The 16593-nt window shown below is 43.1% G+C and carries 10 protein-coding genes and 1 tRNA gene; 10 read left to right on the forward strand and 1 reads right to left on the reverse strand.

Going from position 1 to position 16593, the window contains the following annotated elements; translation table 11 throughout:
* The first annotated feature begins 211 nt into the window (after window positions 1-211).
* From MHI15_RS28070 to MHI15_RS28100, 7 genes are all read left to right on the forward strand, one after another.
* Window positions 212-400, forward strand: a complete 189-nt coding sequence (locus MHI15_RS28070; RefSeq protein ID WP_036687195.1) for a hypothetical protein — start codon at window positions 212-214, stop codon at window positions 398-400.
* 87 nt (window positions 401-487) lie between these two features.
* The gene (locus MHI15_RS28075; RefSeq protein ID WP_076126926.1) at window positions 488-1210 is read left to right on the forward strand and encodes a GntR family transcriptional regulator; all 723 of its coding nucleotides are present in this window, start codon (window positions 488-490) and stop codon (window positions 1208-1210) included.
* 292 nt (window positions 1211-1502) lie between these two features.
* Window positions 1503-3884: a phosphoketolase family protein gene (locus tag MHI15_RS28080; protein WP_175618986.1), complete on the forward strand. Its 2382-nt coding sequence runs from the start codon at window positions 1503-1505 to the stop codon at window positions 3882-3884.
* 160 nt (window positions 3885-4044) lie between these two features.
* The gene (locus MHI15_RS28085) at window positions 4045-6240 is read left to right on the forward strand and encodes an ABC transporter ATP-binding protein (protein WP_076126928.1); all 2196 of its coding nucleotides are present in this window, start codon (window positions 4045-4047) and stop codon (window positions 6238-6240) included.
* Entirely contained in the window at window positions 6233-6766 is a 534-nt protein-coding gene (locus tag MHI15_RS28090; RefSeq protein ID WP_051491493.1) for a DUF1854 domain-containing protein, read from the forward strand. Before MHI15_RS28085 ends, MHI15_RS28090 begins: the two co-directional genes overlap by 8 nt.
* A 153-nt stretch (window positions 6767-6919) precedes the next feature.
* Entirely contained in the window at window positions 6920-8242 is a 1323-nt protein-coding gene (locus tag MHI15_RS28095; RefSeq protein WP_076306826.1) for an MFS transporter, read from the forward strand.
* Complete coding sequence (locus MHI15_RS28100; RefSeq protein WP_076126933.1) at window positions 8214-9128, forward strand: polysaccharide deacetylase family protein; 915 nt, start codon at window positions 8214-8216, stop codon at window positions 9126-9128. The genes MHI15_RS28095 and MHI15_RS28100 overlap by 29 nt, the downstream gene beginning before the upstream one ends.
* A gap of 36 nt (window positions 9129-9164) precedes the next feature.
* Here the strand turns inward: MHI15_RS28100 and MHI15_RS28105 are convergent, their stop codons facing one another.
* On the reverse strand, window positions 9165-9602 hold the full coding sequence (locus MHI15_RS28105; RefSeq protein ID WP_076126935.1) for a hypothetical protein: 438 nt from the start codon (window positions 9600-9602) through the stop codon (window positions 9165-9167).
* A gap of 816 nt (window positions 9603-10418) precedes the next feature.
* Here MHI15_RS28105 and MHI15_RS28110 point away from each other — a divergent pair.
* The 3 genes from MHI15_RS28110 (at window position 10419) to MHI15_RS28120 (ending at window position 16556) form a co-directional block, all read left to right on the forward strand.
* Complete coding sequence (locus MHI15_RS28110; protein WP_341165156.1) at window positions 10419-14732, forward strand: bifunctional 2',3'-cyclic-nucleotide 2'-phosphodiesterase/3'-nucleotidase; 4314 nt, start codon at window positions 10419-10421, stop codon at window positions 14730-14732.
* A 227-nt stretch (window positions 14733-14959) separates the two neighbouring features.
* Window positions 14960-15043, forward strand: a tRNA-Leu gene (locus MHI15_RS28115).
* A 118-nt stretch (window positions 15044-15161) separates the two neighbouring features.
* On the forward strand, window positions 15162-16556 hold the full coding sequence (locus MHI15_RS28120; protein WP_076218289.1) for an MATE family efflux transporter: 1395 nt from the start codon (window positions 15162-15164) through the stop codon (window positions 16554-16556).
* The last annotated feature ends 37 nt before the right edge of the window (window positions 16557-16593 follow it).

The raw sequence follows: 16593 nt of genomic DNA on the forward strand, positions 1-16593 counted from the left end.
GATAGGAGGAACTGAGGAATTGAAAGCGAATATGACGCATAGACGTCACGTTCGCTAGGCTAGAATACAGAAAAAGATAGAGGGAAGTAAAAAATACTGATCGGCTTCGATTTCTTTACGGTTATAGGAAATGAATGCGGTTACTATCTTGTGATATAATAGATGAAATCGATCAATAGTTTGAGAAAATTGGATTAGGAGTGTTGCCTGGATGAGAAGATACAACATTTGGCGCCCGTTGATGTTAATTATTGTTGCTGTACTTACAAAAAGCTTGGTCACTAACCTGTGCATTTTGTTTGGTATGCAGGCTGAATCAGCAAGTAGTATGGGGACGCTGGGCATGGTCATTGCCGGTTTAGTGATGTACAATCGCATGACAAATCGCCGACGTAAATAAGCTGGCCGGATAGATTATAAACGTCTGGTTATTATGTTATAGTAAAGATTGAAATAAAACTTGTATCGACCTGAAAAGGAGTACTTCATGACACAGTTTGTCTACAAACAAATTATTGATGACTTAAAAATGAAAATTTTTGCTGGGCAGTTTCCCGATATGAAATTACCGGATGAACGAACGCTTAGTGAAACTTATCAAGTGAGTCGTAGTTCTATTAAAAGTGCTCTGACTAAAATGGCAAATGCCGGCATTATTTTTAAAAAGCGTGGCTCAGGGACATTTATAAATCCTTTATACATAAAAAATGAATCTATTTTTAACTACGAAGGCTCTAATTTAGGTGTCACCGACAATTTTCAAATGAATGGGAAGAAGCCAAAGATTAAAGTTTTGAAATTTGAGGTCATTCCACCAACGGAAGAACTACAGCGGGATCTGTTTTTAGGCCCTCATGATTTTGTTTACAAAATCATTCGCTTACGTCTTTTTGATGATGAACCCTTTATGATTGAAACGGGTTATATCCCAATCAAAATCGTGCAGAATTTAAATCAGACCATTATTGAAGGATCTATCTTTAATTATTTGGAGGATTCACGAAATCTGGCGGTAACCAAATCCTTTTTATCGATATCCGCAGAACCCTCTGAGGCTACGGATCAAGAGCTGCTGCATTTGCAGGCAAATGAGCCAGTAAGCATTATGGAAGGGATTTTCTTTTTAGATAATGGCACGCCATTTGAATTCTCCCATATGCGCTTCCACTATAAATACTTAAAATTTAATACCTTTGTGTCCGTTCATTAAAGTAAGACTGGGGAATTTTTCTCGGTCTTATTTTTTTTGTTTTGCGCAAAATAGATGAAGGATAAGGAGCAAATACCCCCGCAAACTTCAGTCCATATTTTTACATATATATTAATATTGACGTATTTTTACAGACAATTGACACTGTATTTCATACTATGTTCATATTTTCACAAAATTGGACCGTATCATTTGTTGAAAAGGTTGAATTAATTTTTCGCGGCGGTATGATGTACTTGTGGAAGAAATTACGGCAATGTAGACACAGAAAAAATTTTGGGGAGTGGAAGAAATGGTATTATCCATGGATGTTGATTACTCATCAAAAACTTATTTAGAGAAGCTTGATGCATACTGGCGCGCAACTAACTACATCTCTGTAGGTCAACTGTATTTGAAAGATAATCCGTTGTTAAGAGAACCGCTGAAAGAAGCAGACGTAAAGATTAAGCCCATTGGACACTGGGGAACTATTCCAGGCCAGAACTTTATTTATGCCCATTTGAATCGGGTCATTACTAAATATGATTTGAATATGTTCTACATCGAGGGCCCTGGTCATGGCGGTCAGGTTATGGTTTCGAACTCCTATCTCGATGGTAGCTATACTGAAATTTATCCGGAAATCACACAAGATATCCCAGGCCTGAAGAAATTGTTCAAACAATTCTCTTTCCCAGGTGGAGTTGCTTCCCATGCTGCCCCTGAAACACCTGGATCGATCCACGAAGGTGGCGAATTAGGTTATTCTCTATCCCATGGTGTAGGTGCAATTCTGGATAATCCAGATTTAATCTCCGCTGTTGTTATTGGTGATGGAGAGGCTGAAACTGGCCCATTAGCGGCTTCATGGTTCTCCAACCGGTTCATCAATCCAGTTACTGATGGTGCAGTTCTGCCGATCTTGCACTTAAATGGTTTCAAAATCAGTAACCCAACGATTCTGTCTCGTCAATCCAAAGAAGAAATTACTGCATACTTTAAAGGTATGGGTTGGGAACCGTTCTTCGTTGAAGGCGAAAATCCTGATCTAATGCATCCGGAAATGGCTAAGGTGCTTGATACCATCGTTGAAAGAATTGAAGCGATTCAAAAGAATGCACGTGACAACAATGACCTGACGCGTCCGGTTTGGCCAATGTTGGTCTTCCGTTCTCCTAAGGGCTGGACGGGTCCAAAGCAATGGGATGGTGTTCCGAATGAGAACTCTTTCCGTGCCCATCAGGTGCCGATTCCAGTGGATCAAAAAAATATGAAGCATGCTCCAGCGTTATTGGAGTGGATGAACAGCTACAGACCAGAAGAATTATTTGATGACAATGGTCGTCTGAACGCTGAACTTGCTGAGATTCTGCCAACTGGCGACAGACGTATGGGAATGAACCCAGTTACTAATGCTGGCAACCAAATTAAAGATCTAAACTTACCGAATTTCCGTAAGTTCGCACTTGATAATTCCAAACCAGGTGAAGTAATAGCACAAGATATGGCCGTTCTGGGTAAATACATGAAAGATGTTATCTCTCTGAACGAAGAGAACCGCAATTTCAGAATTTTCGGACCGGATGAAACAATGTCCAATCGTCTGGGACCTGTCTTTGAAGTGACGAAACGTCAATGGTTGGATCAAGTGATTGAGCCGAATGACGAATTCCTAGCTTCTTATGGCCGTGTTATCGATTCCCAATTGTCTGAACATCAGGCAGAAGGTTTGCTTGAAGGTTACGTATTGACAGGTCGCCATGGTTTCTTTGCAAGCTATGAAGCTTTCTTGCGTGTCGTGGATTCGATGATTACTCAGCATTTCAAATGGCTGCGTAAAGCAACAGATCAAAGCTGGCGTGCGGATATTCCATCATTGAATGTGGTAGCAACTTCAACTGTATTCCAGCAAGACCACAATGGTTACACTCACCAAGATCCAGGTTTGCTAGGTCACTTGGCTGATAAAAAACCAGAATTTATCCGTGAGTATTTGCCGGCTGATGCCAACTCCTTGCTGGCTGTCTTTGACACCGTCTTAAATGACCGTCAAAAAATTAACTTGATTGTTTCTTCCAAACATCCTCGTCCACAATGGTTCAGTGCGGATGAAGCACAAGAGCTGGTGGATAAAGGACTGAAGATTATTGACTGGGCAAGCACCGATCAAGGTGGAGAGCCTGATGTTGTCTTTGCTTCTGCAGGTACAGAACCAACTATCGAAAGCTTGGCTGCCATCTCTATCCTGCATGAAAAACTGCCGAACCTTAAAATTAGATATATCAACGTGGTAGACTTGTTGAAACTGAGAAGTCAAAAATTAGATCCGCGTGGCTTATCTGACGAAGAGTTTGATCAATTTTTCACAAAAGATAAACCAGTTATCTTCGCTTTCCATGGATATGAAGGTCTGATTAAAGACTTGTTCTTTGATCGCCATAACCATAACCTGCACGTACACGGATACCGCGAGAATGGCGATATCACAACACCATTCGATATGCGCGTATTGAATCAAATGGACCGCTTTGACTTGGCGAAGGAAGCTGTTCTGAGCTTGCCTAATGCTAACGACTATAAAGCGATCGCAGATGAAATGGATGCTATCGTTAAGAAACATCACCAATTCATTCGTGAAGAGGGTATTGATTTGCCAGAAGTAGAGAACTGGGTATGGAAAGCTTTGAAATAAGCGTATAGCCAGTACCATAGGAAGTAATACAAAAAGACACCTTTAGAGGTGTCTTTTTATTTGTTTAAATAACCATACAAAACAATTATAATCATTTTTTCATCTTTACCACTGTAAATATATGTGAGTAAATAGGTGGGTAAAGAAAGGGGAGAAATGTATGACATCTATTGATAAACTTCCCAAGTCTATAGAAATACAGCTTACAGAACAACCTTTATTTCACTCTGTATCCGATTTAATGAAAGATGGGCAATTCGGTGAGCAGTGGCTTGTATTGACTGAGAAGGAGATTTCCGTTTGGGGAACGGACGGGAAACTGGTCTCAAAGCTTCTAGTCTCGAATATTACTGATGCCCGGGTAGTAGGCGGGGTAGGCGGCGGATCGTTGCTTGTGGATACCCAAGAAGGGCCTATTATACTTATACGTTATACAGCATCACTTACCTCTATATTTGGTTTTGCTTCTAAATTAATTGGCGCTGTAGCTAAAGGCGAGGAACGGCCAACCGCTTCTGAAAAAGAGTTTCCAAGAAATTGTCCAAAATGCCGCAATCCACTGCCGGAAGATTCGCAAGCTTGTCCGGTGTGCAAGAGTAACGGCAAGGTTCTATTTCGGATGCTGAGCTATGCCAAGCCTTATAAGATCCAAATGATCGCTGCGGCGATTATGTTGATTTTTACTACATTGGTAGAGCTTGTTCCACCATTTTTGACGAAGATGATCGTTGATAATGTGTTGACAGAAAAGGATATGGGCTCAACGCTTCTATGGATTGTGATCGGGCTAGCAGCCACATCCTTAGTAATTACTTTAATGCAGACTGTACGTGGACTTATAGGGGTATGGATTGGTTCCAAAATCATGGGTGATCTTCGTCATGATGTGTATCATTCCTTGATGAAATTATCTTTATCTTTTTTCGACCGAAGACAATCTTCGCAATTTATTGGACGGGTGAATAATGATTCAGAGGCGATGCGGCAATTTATGACTGACGGTGTAATCTGGGTCTCGGGTGAATTGCTGCGGGTAATCGCTATTTTCACTATTATGTTCAGTATGGATTGGAAGCTAACGCTGCTTGCTATGCTGCCTATGCCGCTTATGGTGGTGCTGTCGACCGTGTTATGGCCGATGATTGGCAGACGTTGGTACCAGCAGTGGAGATCTATTTTTAGATTAAACGCTTTGGTTGGCGATTCTTTGCAGGGGATTCGTGTAGTCAAAGCATTCGGTCAGGAAACAACAGAGATGTCACGTTATACAGTCGCCAATAAGGAGCTGGTTCGGCATAATATTCGGATCGAAGGCTTATGGCAGGGGATGTTTCCTGCTTTTGCGTTGGTTGCTGGTGTGGGTACGTTATTAATTTGGTTTTATGGCGGGAAAACGGTGCTACAGGGACAATTATCCATCGGTACGCTAATCGCTTTGGTGACCTACCTTGGGATGCTTCTCGGACCTTTGCAGTGGGTGAGCCAAATGATCAACTGGGCCAGCCATGCGATTTCAGCAGCAGATCGGGTCTTTGAAATTATGGATACACCGTCAGATGTGCCTGATACTGTGAATCCAGCAGCCATCGGCCGCGTAAACGGTGAGGTTGAGTTTAAGCGGGTTACTTATGGATACGAAAAACATCATCCTGTGCTCAAGAACGTGGATTTAAAAGTGGGTGCGGGCGAGATGATTGGTCTGGTCGGACATTCAGGTGCCGGTAAGTCGACTTTCATTAATATGATCTGTCGCTTCTATGACACAGATGAGGGAACCATTACCATCGATGGTGTGGACATCCGAAATATCAGCCAGTCAGATCTGCGTAGTCAGATCGGTGTAGTGCTGCAGGAGACGTTTCTATTCGACGGAACGATTGCTGAGAATATTGCCTATTCTAAACCGGACGCTACGGAATTAGAAATCATGCGCGCTGCAAAAATTGCCAACGCCCATGATTTTATCGTTCAATTGCCGGATGGCTATGATACAAGAGTTGGGGAACGTGGCCATAAATTGTCCGGTGGAGAGAAGCAGCGAGTGTCTATTGCCCGAGCAATAATTCACGATCCGCGAATTCTAATCCTAGATGAAGCAACAGCTTCTGTAGATACAGTGACCGAGCGACAAATTCAAGAAGCGATCTCGCGACTGGTAAAAGGCAGAACGACATTCGCGATTGCCCATCGATTATCCACGCTAAGAAATGCGAACCGTCTTGTAGTGCTTGAACGCGGGAAGATCATTGAAGTGGGTACACATGAGGAATTGCTTGCTGCAGAAGGTGCTTACTTCAAGCTAGTTGAGGCACAGAAGGAAATGTCGCAGATTAAGGGGGTTGAGATGCATGAGTGATCCGAATCTTGTTAACGGGGAATTGAATCCTAAAGATCCCTATGAGATTAACATTCTTGAACCGGGTGCAATCTCTTTTAGCCGCAGTCAAGGTGGCGTGTTTCAAGGAGTAGTGGAGGGTCAAGTCTATGAGGAATTAATTCTTTTTCGTATATTTCCATTCCAATATACCACGGAGTATATTTCAGTTCGTAACTCCAAGAGTGAGGAGATCGGAGTCATTCGTGACATTGATCAGCTCGATGAAGAAAGTCGGGTGGAAGTGGACACAGAGCTCCGGCTGCGGTATTTTCTTCCGGTTGTAACCCGCATTGATTCTATTAAGCAAAAAGCGGATATGTGGATTTGGGAGCTGCAAACAAATCTGGGCCAGACCCGGATCGTTATGCGGAACCTGCACGAGCATATGCAGTATCCAAGTCATAAACGAATCATTCTTACGGATATCAATGGAAAAAGATGCGAAATCCGTGATTATCTAGCCCTGGATGTTCAGAGCCGAAGCAAGCTGAAGGATGTTTTATAGTCTAGTTATGAAAAAGCTCCGCAGCCATTTGTTGATGGCCTGCGGGGCCTCTTTTTTTATCCGTAGTTTCTGCTAAGGAAAAATTTGATGGCGTTCTCTCTTCGGTATGGTAATATATTACAACCGGATCTTTACCATAGGGGAGGTATGTGAGTGAAGCATAAATGGATCAATTCGCCGTACACCTTTGCTTTAGGGATGTTTGCGATGATGGTTCCCAGTCAGGCATTTAGTTCATTTTACAGTTACTTTTATGTTGAAAAATTAGGATTGGGCATTGGACTTGCTACATTAGCCAGAACCATCTTTCTGATCTGGGATGCGGTAAACAATCCGTTATTCGGCTATTGGTCAGATCGCACAGATACTCGTTTGGGTCGACGCAGACCATGGGTGTTTGGCTCAATTCCGTTATTCATGCTGGCATTTGTACTGGTTTTCTCCCCTCCCGGCGGATTATCTGAAAATGGATTGTTCACTTGGTTTCTAGTCACACTTATTTTCTATGAGGCTGTCGCCACTGTGTTATGGGTGAATTATGGAGCGTTACTCCCGGAGCTCTTCCGTGGAGACCGTATTCGGGCAAAAGCCTCTGCGATTCAGCAAGGCTATCAAGTTGTAGCTTTGTTAATCGGTACTGCCTTAACCCCAATTATTTTTGCAGCTATTGGTTTCTCTTATATGGCTATAGTGTATGCCTGTCTCTTTGGAGTGTTTATGTTTTTATGTATGATGAATGTCCAAGAAAAGAAGGAGCCCACAGAGCAGGAACCCTTGAAGTTGATTCCGGCTTTTCGGGAGACCATTCGGAATAAAAAGTTTTGGGTGTTTAATATTTCGAACTCTTTTGCCCAAACGGTGAATGGACTTGTAAGTTCGATGATTCCTTTTTATGCAAAATATGTACTTCATATCTCAGAGGCTCAGGTATCGATTTTACTCGCAGCTGTTTTTGTTTCGGTCATTCCATTAGTATTCGTGTGGTACTGGATGATTCGTAAGATGGACGGGGTTAAGGCGTGGCGGTTATCACTGATCTTATATGCGTTATCGGTAATTCCGTTATGGTTTGGTTATGACCTCTTAAGTGGCGTGGCTGCTGGCGTAGTTGTCGGTTTCGGATTAGCCGGATTTCTAGTGACCCCAGCAATAGTAGGTGGCAAGATTATTGATGAGGATGCGGAAAAAACAGGTCTGAGAAGAGAAGGAATCTACACGGCTGTAAGCGGATTCATCACTCGTTCAAGCGGGTTAATCTCTGCGTTAGCTTTTTTCATTGTAGGTATGATCTTTGGCTATCAAGGCGGCGATGACCCAGGGTCCAATCCTGAAGCGACATTTAGGTATTTAATAAGTGTGGTGCCATTATGTCTTTTGGCCATAGCTGTTGTCATATCCTTCACAATGAAATTTACATTTATGGACTCTTTGAGAGGTGAGGCTGACTATGAACAAAAAATTAATCATCAATTGTGATGATTTTGGGCAAAGTCCCCCCATGAATCAGGCGATAAAACATCTGCTGGAAGAGGAAAAGGTATCCTCAGCAACGATTATGGCGGTGGCCCCTGGCTTTGAGGAGGCGGCTACATGGTGTAGTCGCAGGCAACAACGGAATGTGGGACTTCACTTGACGATGACTAGTGAATTTGAGGCTTTGCGCTGGGCGAGCCTGACGGGGGAGGCTTCTCTTCACGACGAGAGCGGACATCAATATAGGACGGTAAAAGAGTTCGAACAGGGGGCGCAGACAAAAGCCGTACTAAAGGAGATAGATGCGCAGTACGAGCGAGTGAAACAGTCGGGAATAGTGATTAGCCATGTAGACAACCACATGGGTAGTTTATACGGAATGGAAACAGGACGCAGCTTGCTTCCGCAGACGTTGTGGAAAATTTCCCGCTGGGGATTGCCCTCACGATTCTTCAGATACATCCATGCTGAGGATCCGCTTTTGGCATCGCTGAAAAATATTGAACGACCAGTTGCCCTTGGAGCAGGGCTGGCGGATACGTTTGGGGTGCCGATTCCCGACTATTTGCTATCGCATCCTTTTGGTGTAGAGGAAGGCGAGACGTATGAAAGGTTTAAAAGATCTATTATTGCTAAGCTGTATTCGTTGCCGGATGGCGTTAGTGAGACCTATATTCATCCCGGGATAGACGATCCATGGATGCAAGCAAATATTCCGCACTGGAGTAAGCGAGTTTGGGAGTATAAGTTGCCCTTTGATGATGATTTTACCTATGCCCTCAGTGATGCTAAGGTTGAATTGACGAATTATCGTTATGTACAGGAGCATTTAAAACGTCCACGGTTAAGATCTGCAGGCAGATTGTTAAAGAACCTGATAAGATTATGAGCAAAAATAAAAGACACCTTGAGGGGTGTCTTTTGATTATCCCATTAATCCTTTTAGCCCGTTAAGGAAGGGGGAAATAGATTTAATCATATTGTAACCCATCTTCATAACCGGCATAGTTTTTTGTACCATTCCAATAAAGTTGCCGATTCCCCCGAACCCGCCAAATCCGCCAAAACCACCGCCTCCAGAACTGGCAGCCCCTGCTCCTGCGGAGCCTAGAGCGCCTCCACCCATTCCGAAAAGTGAGCCGAATAAGGGCATTAATCCTGATACGTTTGCTTTCCGGGAGCGGGAAGAAGAGTGTTTTTTTGATTTTCTGTGTTTGTTTTTACGTGGTTTGGAAAGGGTCAGTCCATTCTTATCGAGGCCGGTTATCCATCCTATATACGTACGTCCATCATGTAACGTAATGCACACGGGTCTACCTTTCAGCTGTTCAGCACGTTTGCGAATCTTCGTTGTATTTGCCATTTGTGGATCACCTCATTGGTCTATTTACTTCTATATTACTCAGATATTTTTGTGTTGCTTGTGCTAGTTCATCATAAAAAAATATTTGGGTGAAAGAGCTACCACTTGTGTTGATGCCCATAATAATTCATTACACTCATATAATTTAATGTGCGATAAATAAATTATGGAGGAGTGAAAACTTGATATCAGCATGGATTGGGAGTATTACTTTTTTGGGAGCAGTGATTCTTTATATACTGCTGTCTCTGGGATTGCCTTATGGGGAATTTGCAATGGGAGGAAGACATAGAATTATGCCTTCACAAATGAGAGTCGCGTGTGGAGTTTCAGTAGTGATACAGCTAGTTGCCATCCTGTACTTATTGCAGGCAGGGAATGTGATCTCTATTGGATTACCTTTTGATAGAAGGGTATGTTATTTTTTTGCCGTCTATTTAATGCTTAATACTATAATGAACTTATTGTCGAGGAGCATGAGAGAAAAACTTGTGATGACACCCTTATCTTTAATAACTGCAATCTGTTTTGGGATTACTGCTATGAATGGGTAAAAAGTAGTGCCGGACATAGATTCGACTTTTCTAGACTTTATATAGGATTGTTTTTAGGACACATCTGGTGAAGATGTGTTCTTTTTGCATCTATTGACTCTTGACCTATAAAAACGGATTCATAAGTCTAGGTCTTTCTTCTTATGTTATTATATTTAACATTGTTTTATATTATTTTTACAATTATATGATAATTGGTTATGTTTGTGTGATATAATATCACAGAAATTATGTGAAAATGATAGGGAGGACTAATATTATTATGGGATGGAAGACACGATGGAATAAGCCGATTGCTTCTGTATTAGCAACTGCAGTGCTTTCTTTGCAGGTGTTTGGAGGTATTGGTTTGGGTGCAGCTTGGGGTACAGATAAAGCTGAAGCAGCATCCGCAGCCACAGCCAAACTCCGGCTGATGAGCACGACGGACGTGCACACCAATGTCTACGGCTGGGACTATTTTAAGAATGCGGCTTCTACAACTGTAGGACTCGATCGGACAGCTACGTTGGTTACTTATGCTAGGAGCGAATATCCTGATAATAATCTTCTGCTCGACAATGGGGACTTGATTCAAGGTACGCCATTGGGTACTTACATCGCGAATGAAAGTAATTTAGTAGAATCAGAGACTAAGCTACACCCTATGATTGCGGCTATGAATATTATGGAATATGATGTTGCGACTTTTGGTAATCATGAATTCAATTATGGGCTGGAATTCTTAAATCGGACTATTAAGGGCAGTGCTAATAACCCATTGAGTGGTGCGGACTTCCCCTATGTAAATGCCAATATATATATTGATGATAAAGATGGTAATCCAGATAATGACGTAAATGCTTTTGAACCTTATGTCATTCTTGATAAAAAAATAGTGGACAGCGATAACCAGCTCCGGGATATTAAAGTCGGTGTGCTTGGTCTTGTGACCCCGCAGATTATGGAATGGGACAAGGTTAATCTGGAAGGCAAAGTCATTGCTAAGGACATTGCTGAAACAGCAGAAAAATATGTTCCTATCATGAAGAGTGAGGGTGTCGATGTAATCGTAGCAATGGCACATACCGGCTTCGATGCAACTGCAGTTGCAGGTACTGGTGCAGAGAATGCTATCAATCTTTTAAGTAAGGTTGACGGCATTGATGCGATTACTTTCTCACACACTCACAAGGTGTTCCCAACAGTTGATAATAAATCCCTTGACGCTTCTTTCAAGGATCCATTAACAGGGCAGGCGTATAATAACGCTCAATCTGTTGTTGATAATGTTTACGGCCACATTAACGGGACTCCAGCCGTGCAAGCGGGTTATGGTGGGGGTTACTTGGGCCTGATTGATCTCAAATTGGTGGAAGTAGGCGGAAAATGGGAAGTGGATAAAGATAAATCCATTGCCTCAACCCGCTCCATAGCCAATGCTATACCGGATGCTGCTGTTGATGCTGCTGTTGCAGCAGATCACCAAGCTACTATTGACTATACAGGTCAAGAGCTAGGTGTTACTACCGCTCCGATGAACAGCTATTTTGCAATGGTTCAGGACGACCCTACCGTGCAGATTGTTACCAATGCCCAGAAGTGGTATGTGGAGAAGTATATTGATACCAATCTTCCACAGTATAAAAATCTTCCGATTCTCAGTGTAGGTGCTCCTTTCAAGGCTGGGCGTAACGGTCCTTCAGAGTACACGAGTATTGAGAAAGGTCCACTGACTATTCGTAGTGCAAGTGACTTGTATTTGTATGACAACACGCTGAAAGCTATTAAAGTTAAAGGTTCTGTTGTTAAGGAATGGGTTGAAATGAGTGCGGGTGCGTTTAATACCATCAAAGAAGACATCACAGCTCCACAAAGCTTGCTGAATGGGGAGTTTGCTGTTTATAACTTCGATGTTATTGATGGCATTAAGTACACAATTGATGTAACCAAACCTGCAAAATATAGTCCTACCGGTGTGATTAACGATGCTTCATCGAGTCGTGTGAAGCAAATTACGTATAAAGGAAAAACGTTGGATCCTAACCAAGACTTTATTGTTGTAACTAACAACTACCGTGCAAGTGGCGGAGGGAATTTCCCAGGTGTGAAGGGTTCGGAGATTCTAGTCGATTCCCAAGATGAGAATCGCCAGATCCTTATGGACTACATCAAAGAAGTAGGTACAATAGATCCTTCTGCGGATGGCAACTGGTCTTTGGCTCCACTTTCGGATGACGTAAATCTCACGTTTACTTCGTCACCAGAAGCGGCGAAAGTTATGCCGGCCAACATTAAGGACACTGGTGAAAAAGATATTAAGGGATTTAGTATTTATGAATTGGCTCTACCAGCTAAGGACGTAGAAGTTCACCTTCTTGGAATTAATGATTTCCACGGTCAACTGGATACGGTGTCTGTCGTAAACAATAAGAACGTGGGAACAGCCGCTATTCTTGCGACTTATCTGAAAGAAGCACAGGCTAAATACGATAATTCTCTACTCTTCCATAACGGAGATTCCGTAGGTGCATCTGCTCCAGTATCTTCACTTGAGCGCGATGAGCCGACGATTGAGTGGATGAACTTGATGAGATTTGATGTGGGCTCCCTAGGAAACCATGAATTTGACCAAGGTGTCGATGCACTGATGACACAATTGAACGGCGGAGTGGACCCTAAGGATAGCAACGTTACCCACAAGGGTACAAACTTTGATTATGTTAATGCGAATGCAGTGGATGCCAAAACTGGCGAGCCAATTATTAATCCTTATGTAATCAAAGAAGTAGGCGGTGTGAAGATCGGCTTTATTGGTCTTGTAACGAAATCCACACCAAGTAAGGTGGCACCTTCCGGTACGGCTGGCGTGCATTTCCTCACGCCTGAAGAGGAAGTGGCGGCTGTTGAGAAATACGCTAAGGAGCTTCAATCTAAAGGTGTTGAGACGATTATCGTGCTTGCACATGATCCTGCAACAACCAAAGATGGTGTGACTACAGGTGAAGCGGCTGATCTAGCCAATGCGCTTCCTGCGGAATCCCCTGTTGATGTTATCGTTGCTGGTGATAACCATGCACTTGCAAATGGAACAGTAAACGGCAAGCTGATTGTACAAGCTTATTCTTACGGTACAGCATTTGAGGATATCAAGTTGATCATTGATCCTAAAACAGGTGATGTGAAGGACAAGTCTGCTGTGGTAACTTCCACCTTCCATGATGGGGTAACACCAGATCCGGAAAGTGTGGCACTGGTTAATGCTTACCTTGAGAAGCATCCTGAGCTCACTCAACCAGTGGGTACAACGGACGGAACTATCACTCGTACCGATGCTTACAATAATGAGGCTGCACTTGGTAATCTGATTGCTGACTCTATGCGTAATGCTGACTTCGGCGATGGTGCAAAAGCTGCCGATTTCGCCTTTATGAATCCAGGCGGTATCCGTGCGGACCTTCCGAAAGGTCCTGTAACCTTCGGCGATCTGGCTAAAATTCAGCCATTCGGCAACACGCTTGTGAAGCTGACACTAACCGGAGCGCAAATCAAAACATTGCTGCAACAGCAATGGAATGTAAAAGCTGATGGAACACCAGATATCAAAACGCTGCAAATTTCCGGACTGAAATATACAGCGAATATGTATCTGCCAGTAGCCGATCGTATTGCGAGCCTCACACTAACTGATGGATCACCAATTAATCCTACGCAGAAATATACAGCAGTAGTAAATAACTTTATGGCTGCGGGTGGAGATAACTACAAGGTTCTGACTCAAGCTAGTGATTCATTGGCTGGACCTATTGATTTGGACGTGTTCTACGACTACATTGTAAAAACGTTTAATGGCAAAGAGATTAAAGCAGCCATTGAAGGTCGTATTATTAATAAATTAAAGGCTGATTCGGGATCAGGCAGTGGCAGTGGCAGTGGAGGCGGTTCTACCGGTGTAACTCCAACGCCTACTCCAACCGCGAAACCAACAGCAACACCAGCACCATCAACAGCACCAACGGCAACACCTGCACCAACTACTGCGCCAGCAGCAAACTTCAAGGATCTGGGCAAGGTAGCTTGGGCGCAAGAAGCTATTGAAGCATTGGCTGCTAAGGGCATTCTGAAAGGTCTGGATGCAAATACTTTTGCGCCAACCAAAACAGTGACTAGAGCAGAGTTCGTTACGATGCTGGTACGCGCACTGAATCTTACGGGTTCAGCAACAACCAGTTCGTTCAATGATGTTAAACAAGGAGTTTGGTACTCGGATTCTATCGCCCTTGCGGTGAAGGCTGGACTTGTACAAGGCTCTGGAAATGGCAAATTTGAACCGGGTCGTGAAGTGACTCGTGAAGAGATGGCCATTATGGTTGCTAACGCACTGAAAGACAAACTACAGCCGATTGATAAAAATGCAGCATTGGGTAAGTTTGCAGACAAATCCAGTATTGCTCCTTATGCACAAGAGGCTATCGCACAGCTAACTCAATTGGGAATCGTCAACGGTGTTGATGGTGGGAAATTTGCACCTAAGGGTATAGCTAATCGCGCTCAAGCAGCGGTTATCATCTATCGCATGCTTGGACAAGCATCATAATTCTATTGTTCTAACTAAAAGTGTATCGATGATCCTCTTGAGGGCACCGATACACTTTTTTTAAATATAAGAAAGTATAAGTGACACCAATACTCTTATAGTCTTCCCTTAAACGCTTACTGCCCTTACAAGGGCACCGAAGACGCTTTTACTTGTTAAATTTGTTGTTGCTCTTTCTGTGAAATCATGTTAACTTATATTCTGCACTGTATTTTTTTATATCTTGTGCGGTCGTGGCGGAATTGGCAGACGCGCACGGTTCAGGTCCGTGTGGGCTAACCCCCGTGGAGGTTCGAGTCCTCTCGACCGCATACCTAAGTGCATATAAACAGGCAATACTTTTGAATCGCTCTTCAACCTGAAGAGCCTTTTTCTATTTATACGCATAATTCAATTTGACAAACTCTATGTAAAAGAAGTGAAGCAAAGATGGAGCCTAATGTAGGTGTAAATACGAAGCAAAGTGTGCGGTTTCTAGAAAAGTATTTCTCTGGTGAATCGATAGATTATCGTCAGATGATTGCTTTATTCATCCCTATCCTAGTGGATCAGGCCTTTGTGGTGGGTCTTAATCTAGTGAATACAGCTATGATAAGCTCGTCTGGTGTGGCAGCTATCAGTGCGGTCAATATGATAGATTCTCTTAATATTTTTCTCATTAGTGTGTTTATTGCCGTCTCAACAGGTGGGACGGTTGTTGTTGCGCAGTATAAAGGGAGCGGCAATGACCTCATGGTGTCAAAAGCTACGGCAGGTGCTACGTCATCTGTTTCGCTGATGGCATTTGCTATTGGGATGTTCGGAATTCTTTTTCACAATCCGCTGTTGAATTTACTATTTGGAGCGGCCTCACCGGAGGTTATGGAGAACGCCCGAATATATTTAATCGGGAGCTGTATCTCTTATCTTGGTATAGCTGTTGTGGAAGCGGTATGTGGTGCTCTTCGTGGAATTGGTAGAACGAGGGCCTCGCTTGTACTTTCGCTAATTATGAATTTAACTTATGTCTTATTGAATCTCGTCTTTATTAACCTGTTGCATATGGGTGTTCTGGGGATGACCATTTCTATAAATATAGCTAGATACCTGGGGGCGTTCTGCGCACTTTATTATCTATTCCGATTGGACAACGATCTGCATATCCGTATTCGCGATCTTGTAGCGGTTAAGCTGTCTATGCTGAAAAAAATAATGTTCATCGGGATGCCGTTTGCGGCAGAGCAGATGTTCTTTAATGGTGGTAAAATTCTGACTCAGATCTTCATCGTTAGTCTGGGTACGTATGCACTTGCGACTAATGCGATTGCCTCCTCCTTTGCAGGGATTATGCAAATCCCGGGGAATGCGTTGTCCTTGACGATTATTACAGTGGTGGGACAATGTATGGGAAGCAATAATGTTAAGGATGCTCGAAAATTTATTAAATCATTCCTTGTCGCCTCTTCTCTTTCCCTGGTGGTGATGGGGTTGCTGATTATGCCTTTTTTCAATCCATTAGTGTCAATGTTCCATCCTCCTGCTGAGATTGTGGGTGATATCTTCCTGATTGTGCTCATCAATACGATTGCGCAAATTCCGTTATGGTCCATAAGCTTTATTACACCTTCGGCGCTTAGAGCAGCAGGGGATTCCAAGTTTACCTCCATGGTTTCAATGCTTACGATGTGGCTGTTCCGTGTAGTGCTCGGATACATCTTAGGTATTGTTCTGAACTTTGGTATACTCGGCGTTTGGCTGGCGATGAATTGTGAGTGGGGGATCAGAGGTTTGATTTTCCTGCGGCGATTTATGGGCAAGAAATGGGTTCAGCATCGTGTTATATAATAGATATAAAAAATCAAAGGACACCCTGATGGGTGTC

The sequence above is a fragment of the Paenibacillus sp. FSL H7-0918 genome (assembly GCF_038007025.1).
GTDB lineage: Bacteria > Bacillota > Bacilli > Paenibacillales > Paenibacillaceae > Paenibacillus_AQ > Paenibacillus_AQ odorifer.

What these genes read in the sequence shown, in the direction of transcription:
- MHI15_RS28075 (WP_076126926.1), top strand. Translation starts at nt 488, where the DNA reads ATGACACAGTTTGTCTACAAACAAATTATTGATGACTTAAAAATGAAA.
- MHI15_RS28085 (WP_076126928.1), top strand. Translation starts at nt 4,045, where the DNA reads ATGACATCTATTGATAAACTTCCCAAGTCTATAGAAATACAGCTTACA.
- MHI15_RS28105 (WP_076126935.1), bottom strand. Translation starts at nt 9,602, where the DNA reads ATGGCAAATACAACGAAGATTCGCAAACGTGCTGAACAGCTGAAAGGT.
- MHI15_RS28080 (WP_175618986.1), top strand. Translation starts at nt 1,503, where the DNA reads ATGGTATTATCCATGGATGTTGATTACTCATCAAAAACTTATTTAGAG.
- MHI15_RS28110 (WP_341165156.1), top strand. Translation starts at nt 10,419, where the DNA reads ATGGGATGGAAGACACGATGGAATAAGCCGATTGCTTCTGTATTAGCA.
- MHI15_RS28100 (WP_076126933.1), top strand. Translation starts at nt 8,214, where the DNA reads ATGAACAAAAAATTAATCATCAATTGTGATGATTTTGGGCAAAGTCCC.
- MHI15_RS28090 (WP_051491493.1), top strand. Translation starts at nt 6,233, where the DNA reads ATGAGTGATCCGAATCTTGTTAACGGGGAATTGAATCCTAAAGATCCC.
- MHI15_RS28120 (WP_076218289.1), top strand. Translation starts at nt 15,162, where the DNA reads ATGGAGCCTAATGTAGGTGTAAATACGAAGCAAAGTGTGCGGTTTCTA.
- MHI15_RS28070 (WP_036687195.1), top strand. Translation starts at nt 212, where the DNA reads ATGAGAAGATACAACATTTGGCGCCCGTTGATGTTAATTATTGTTGCT.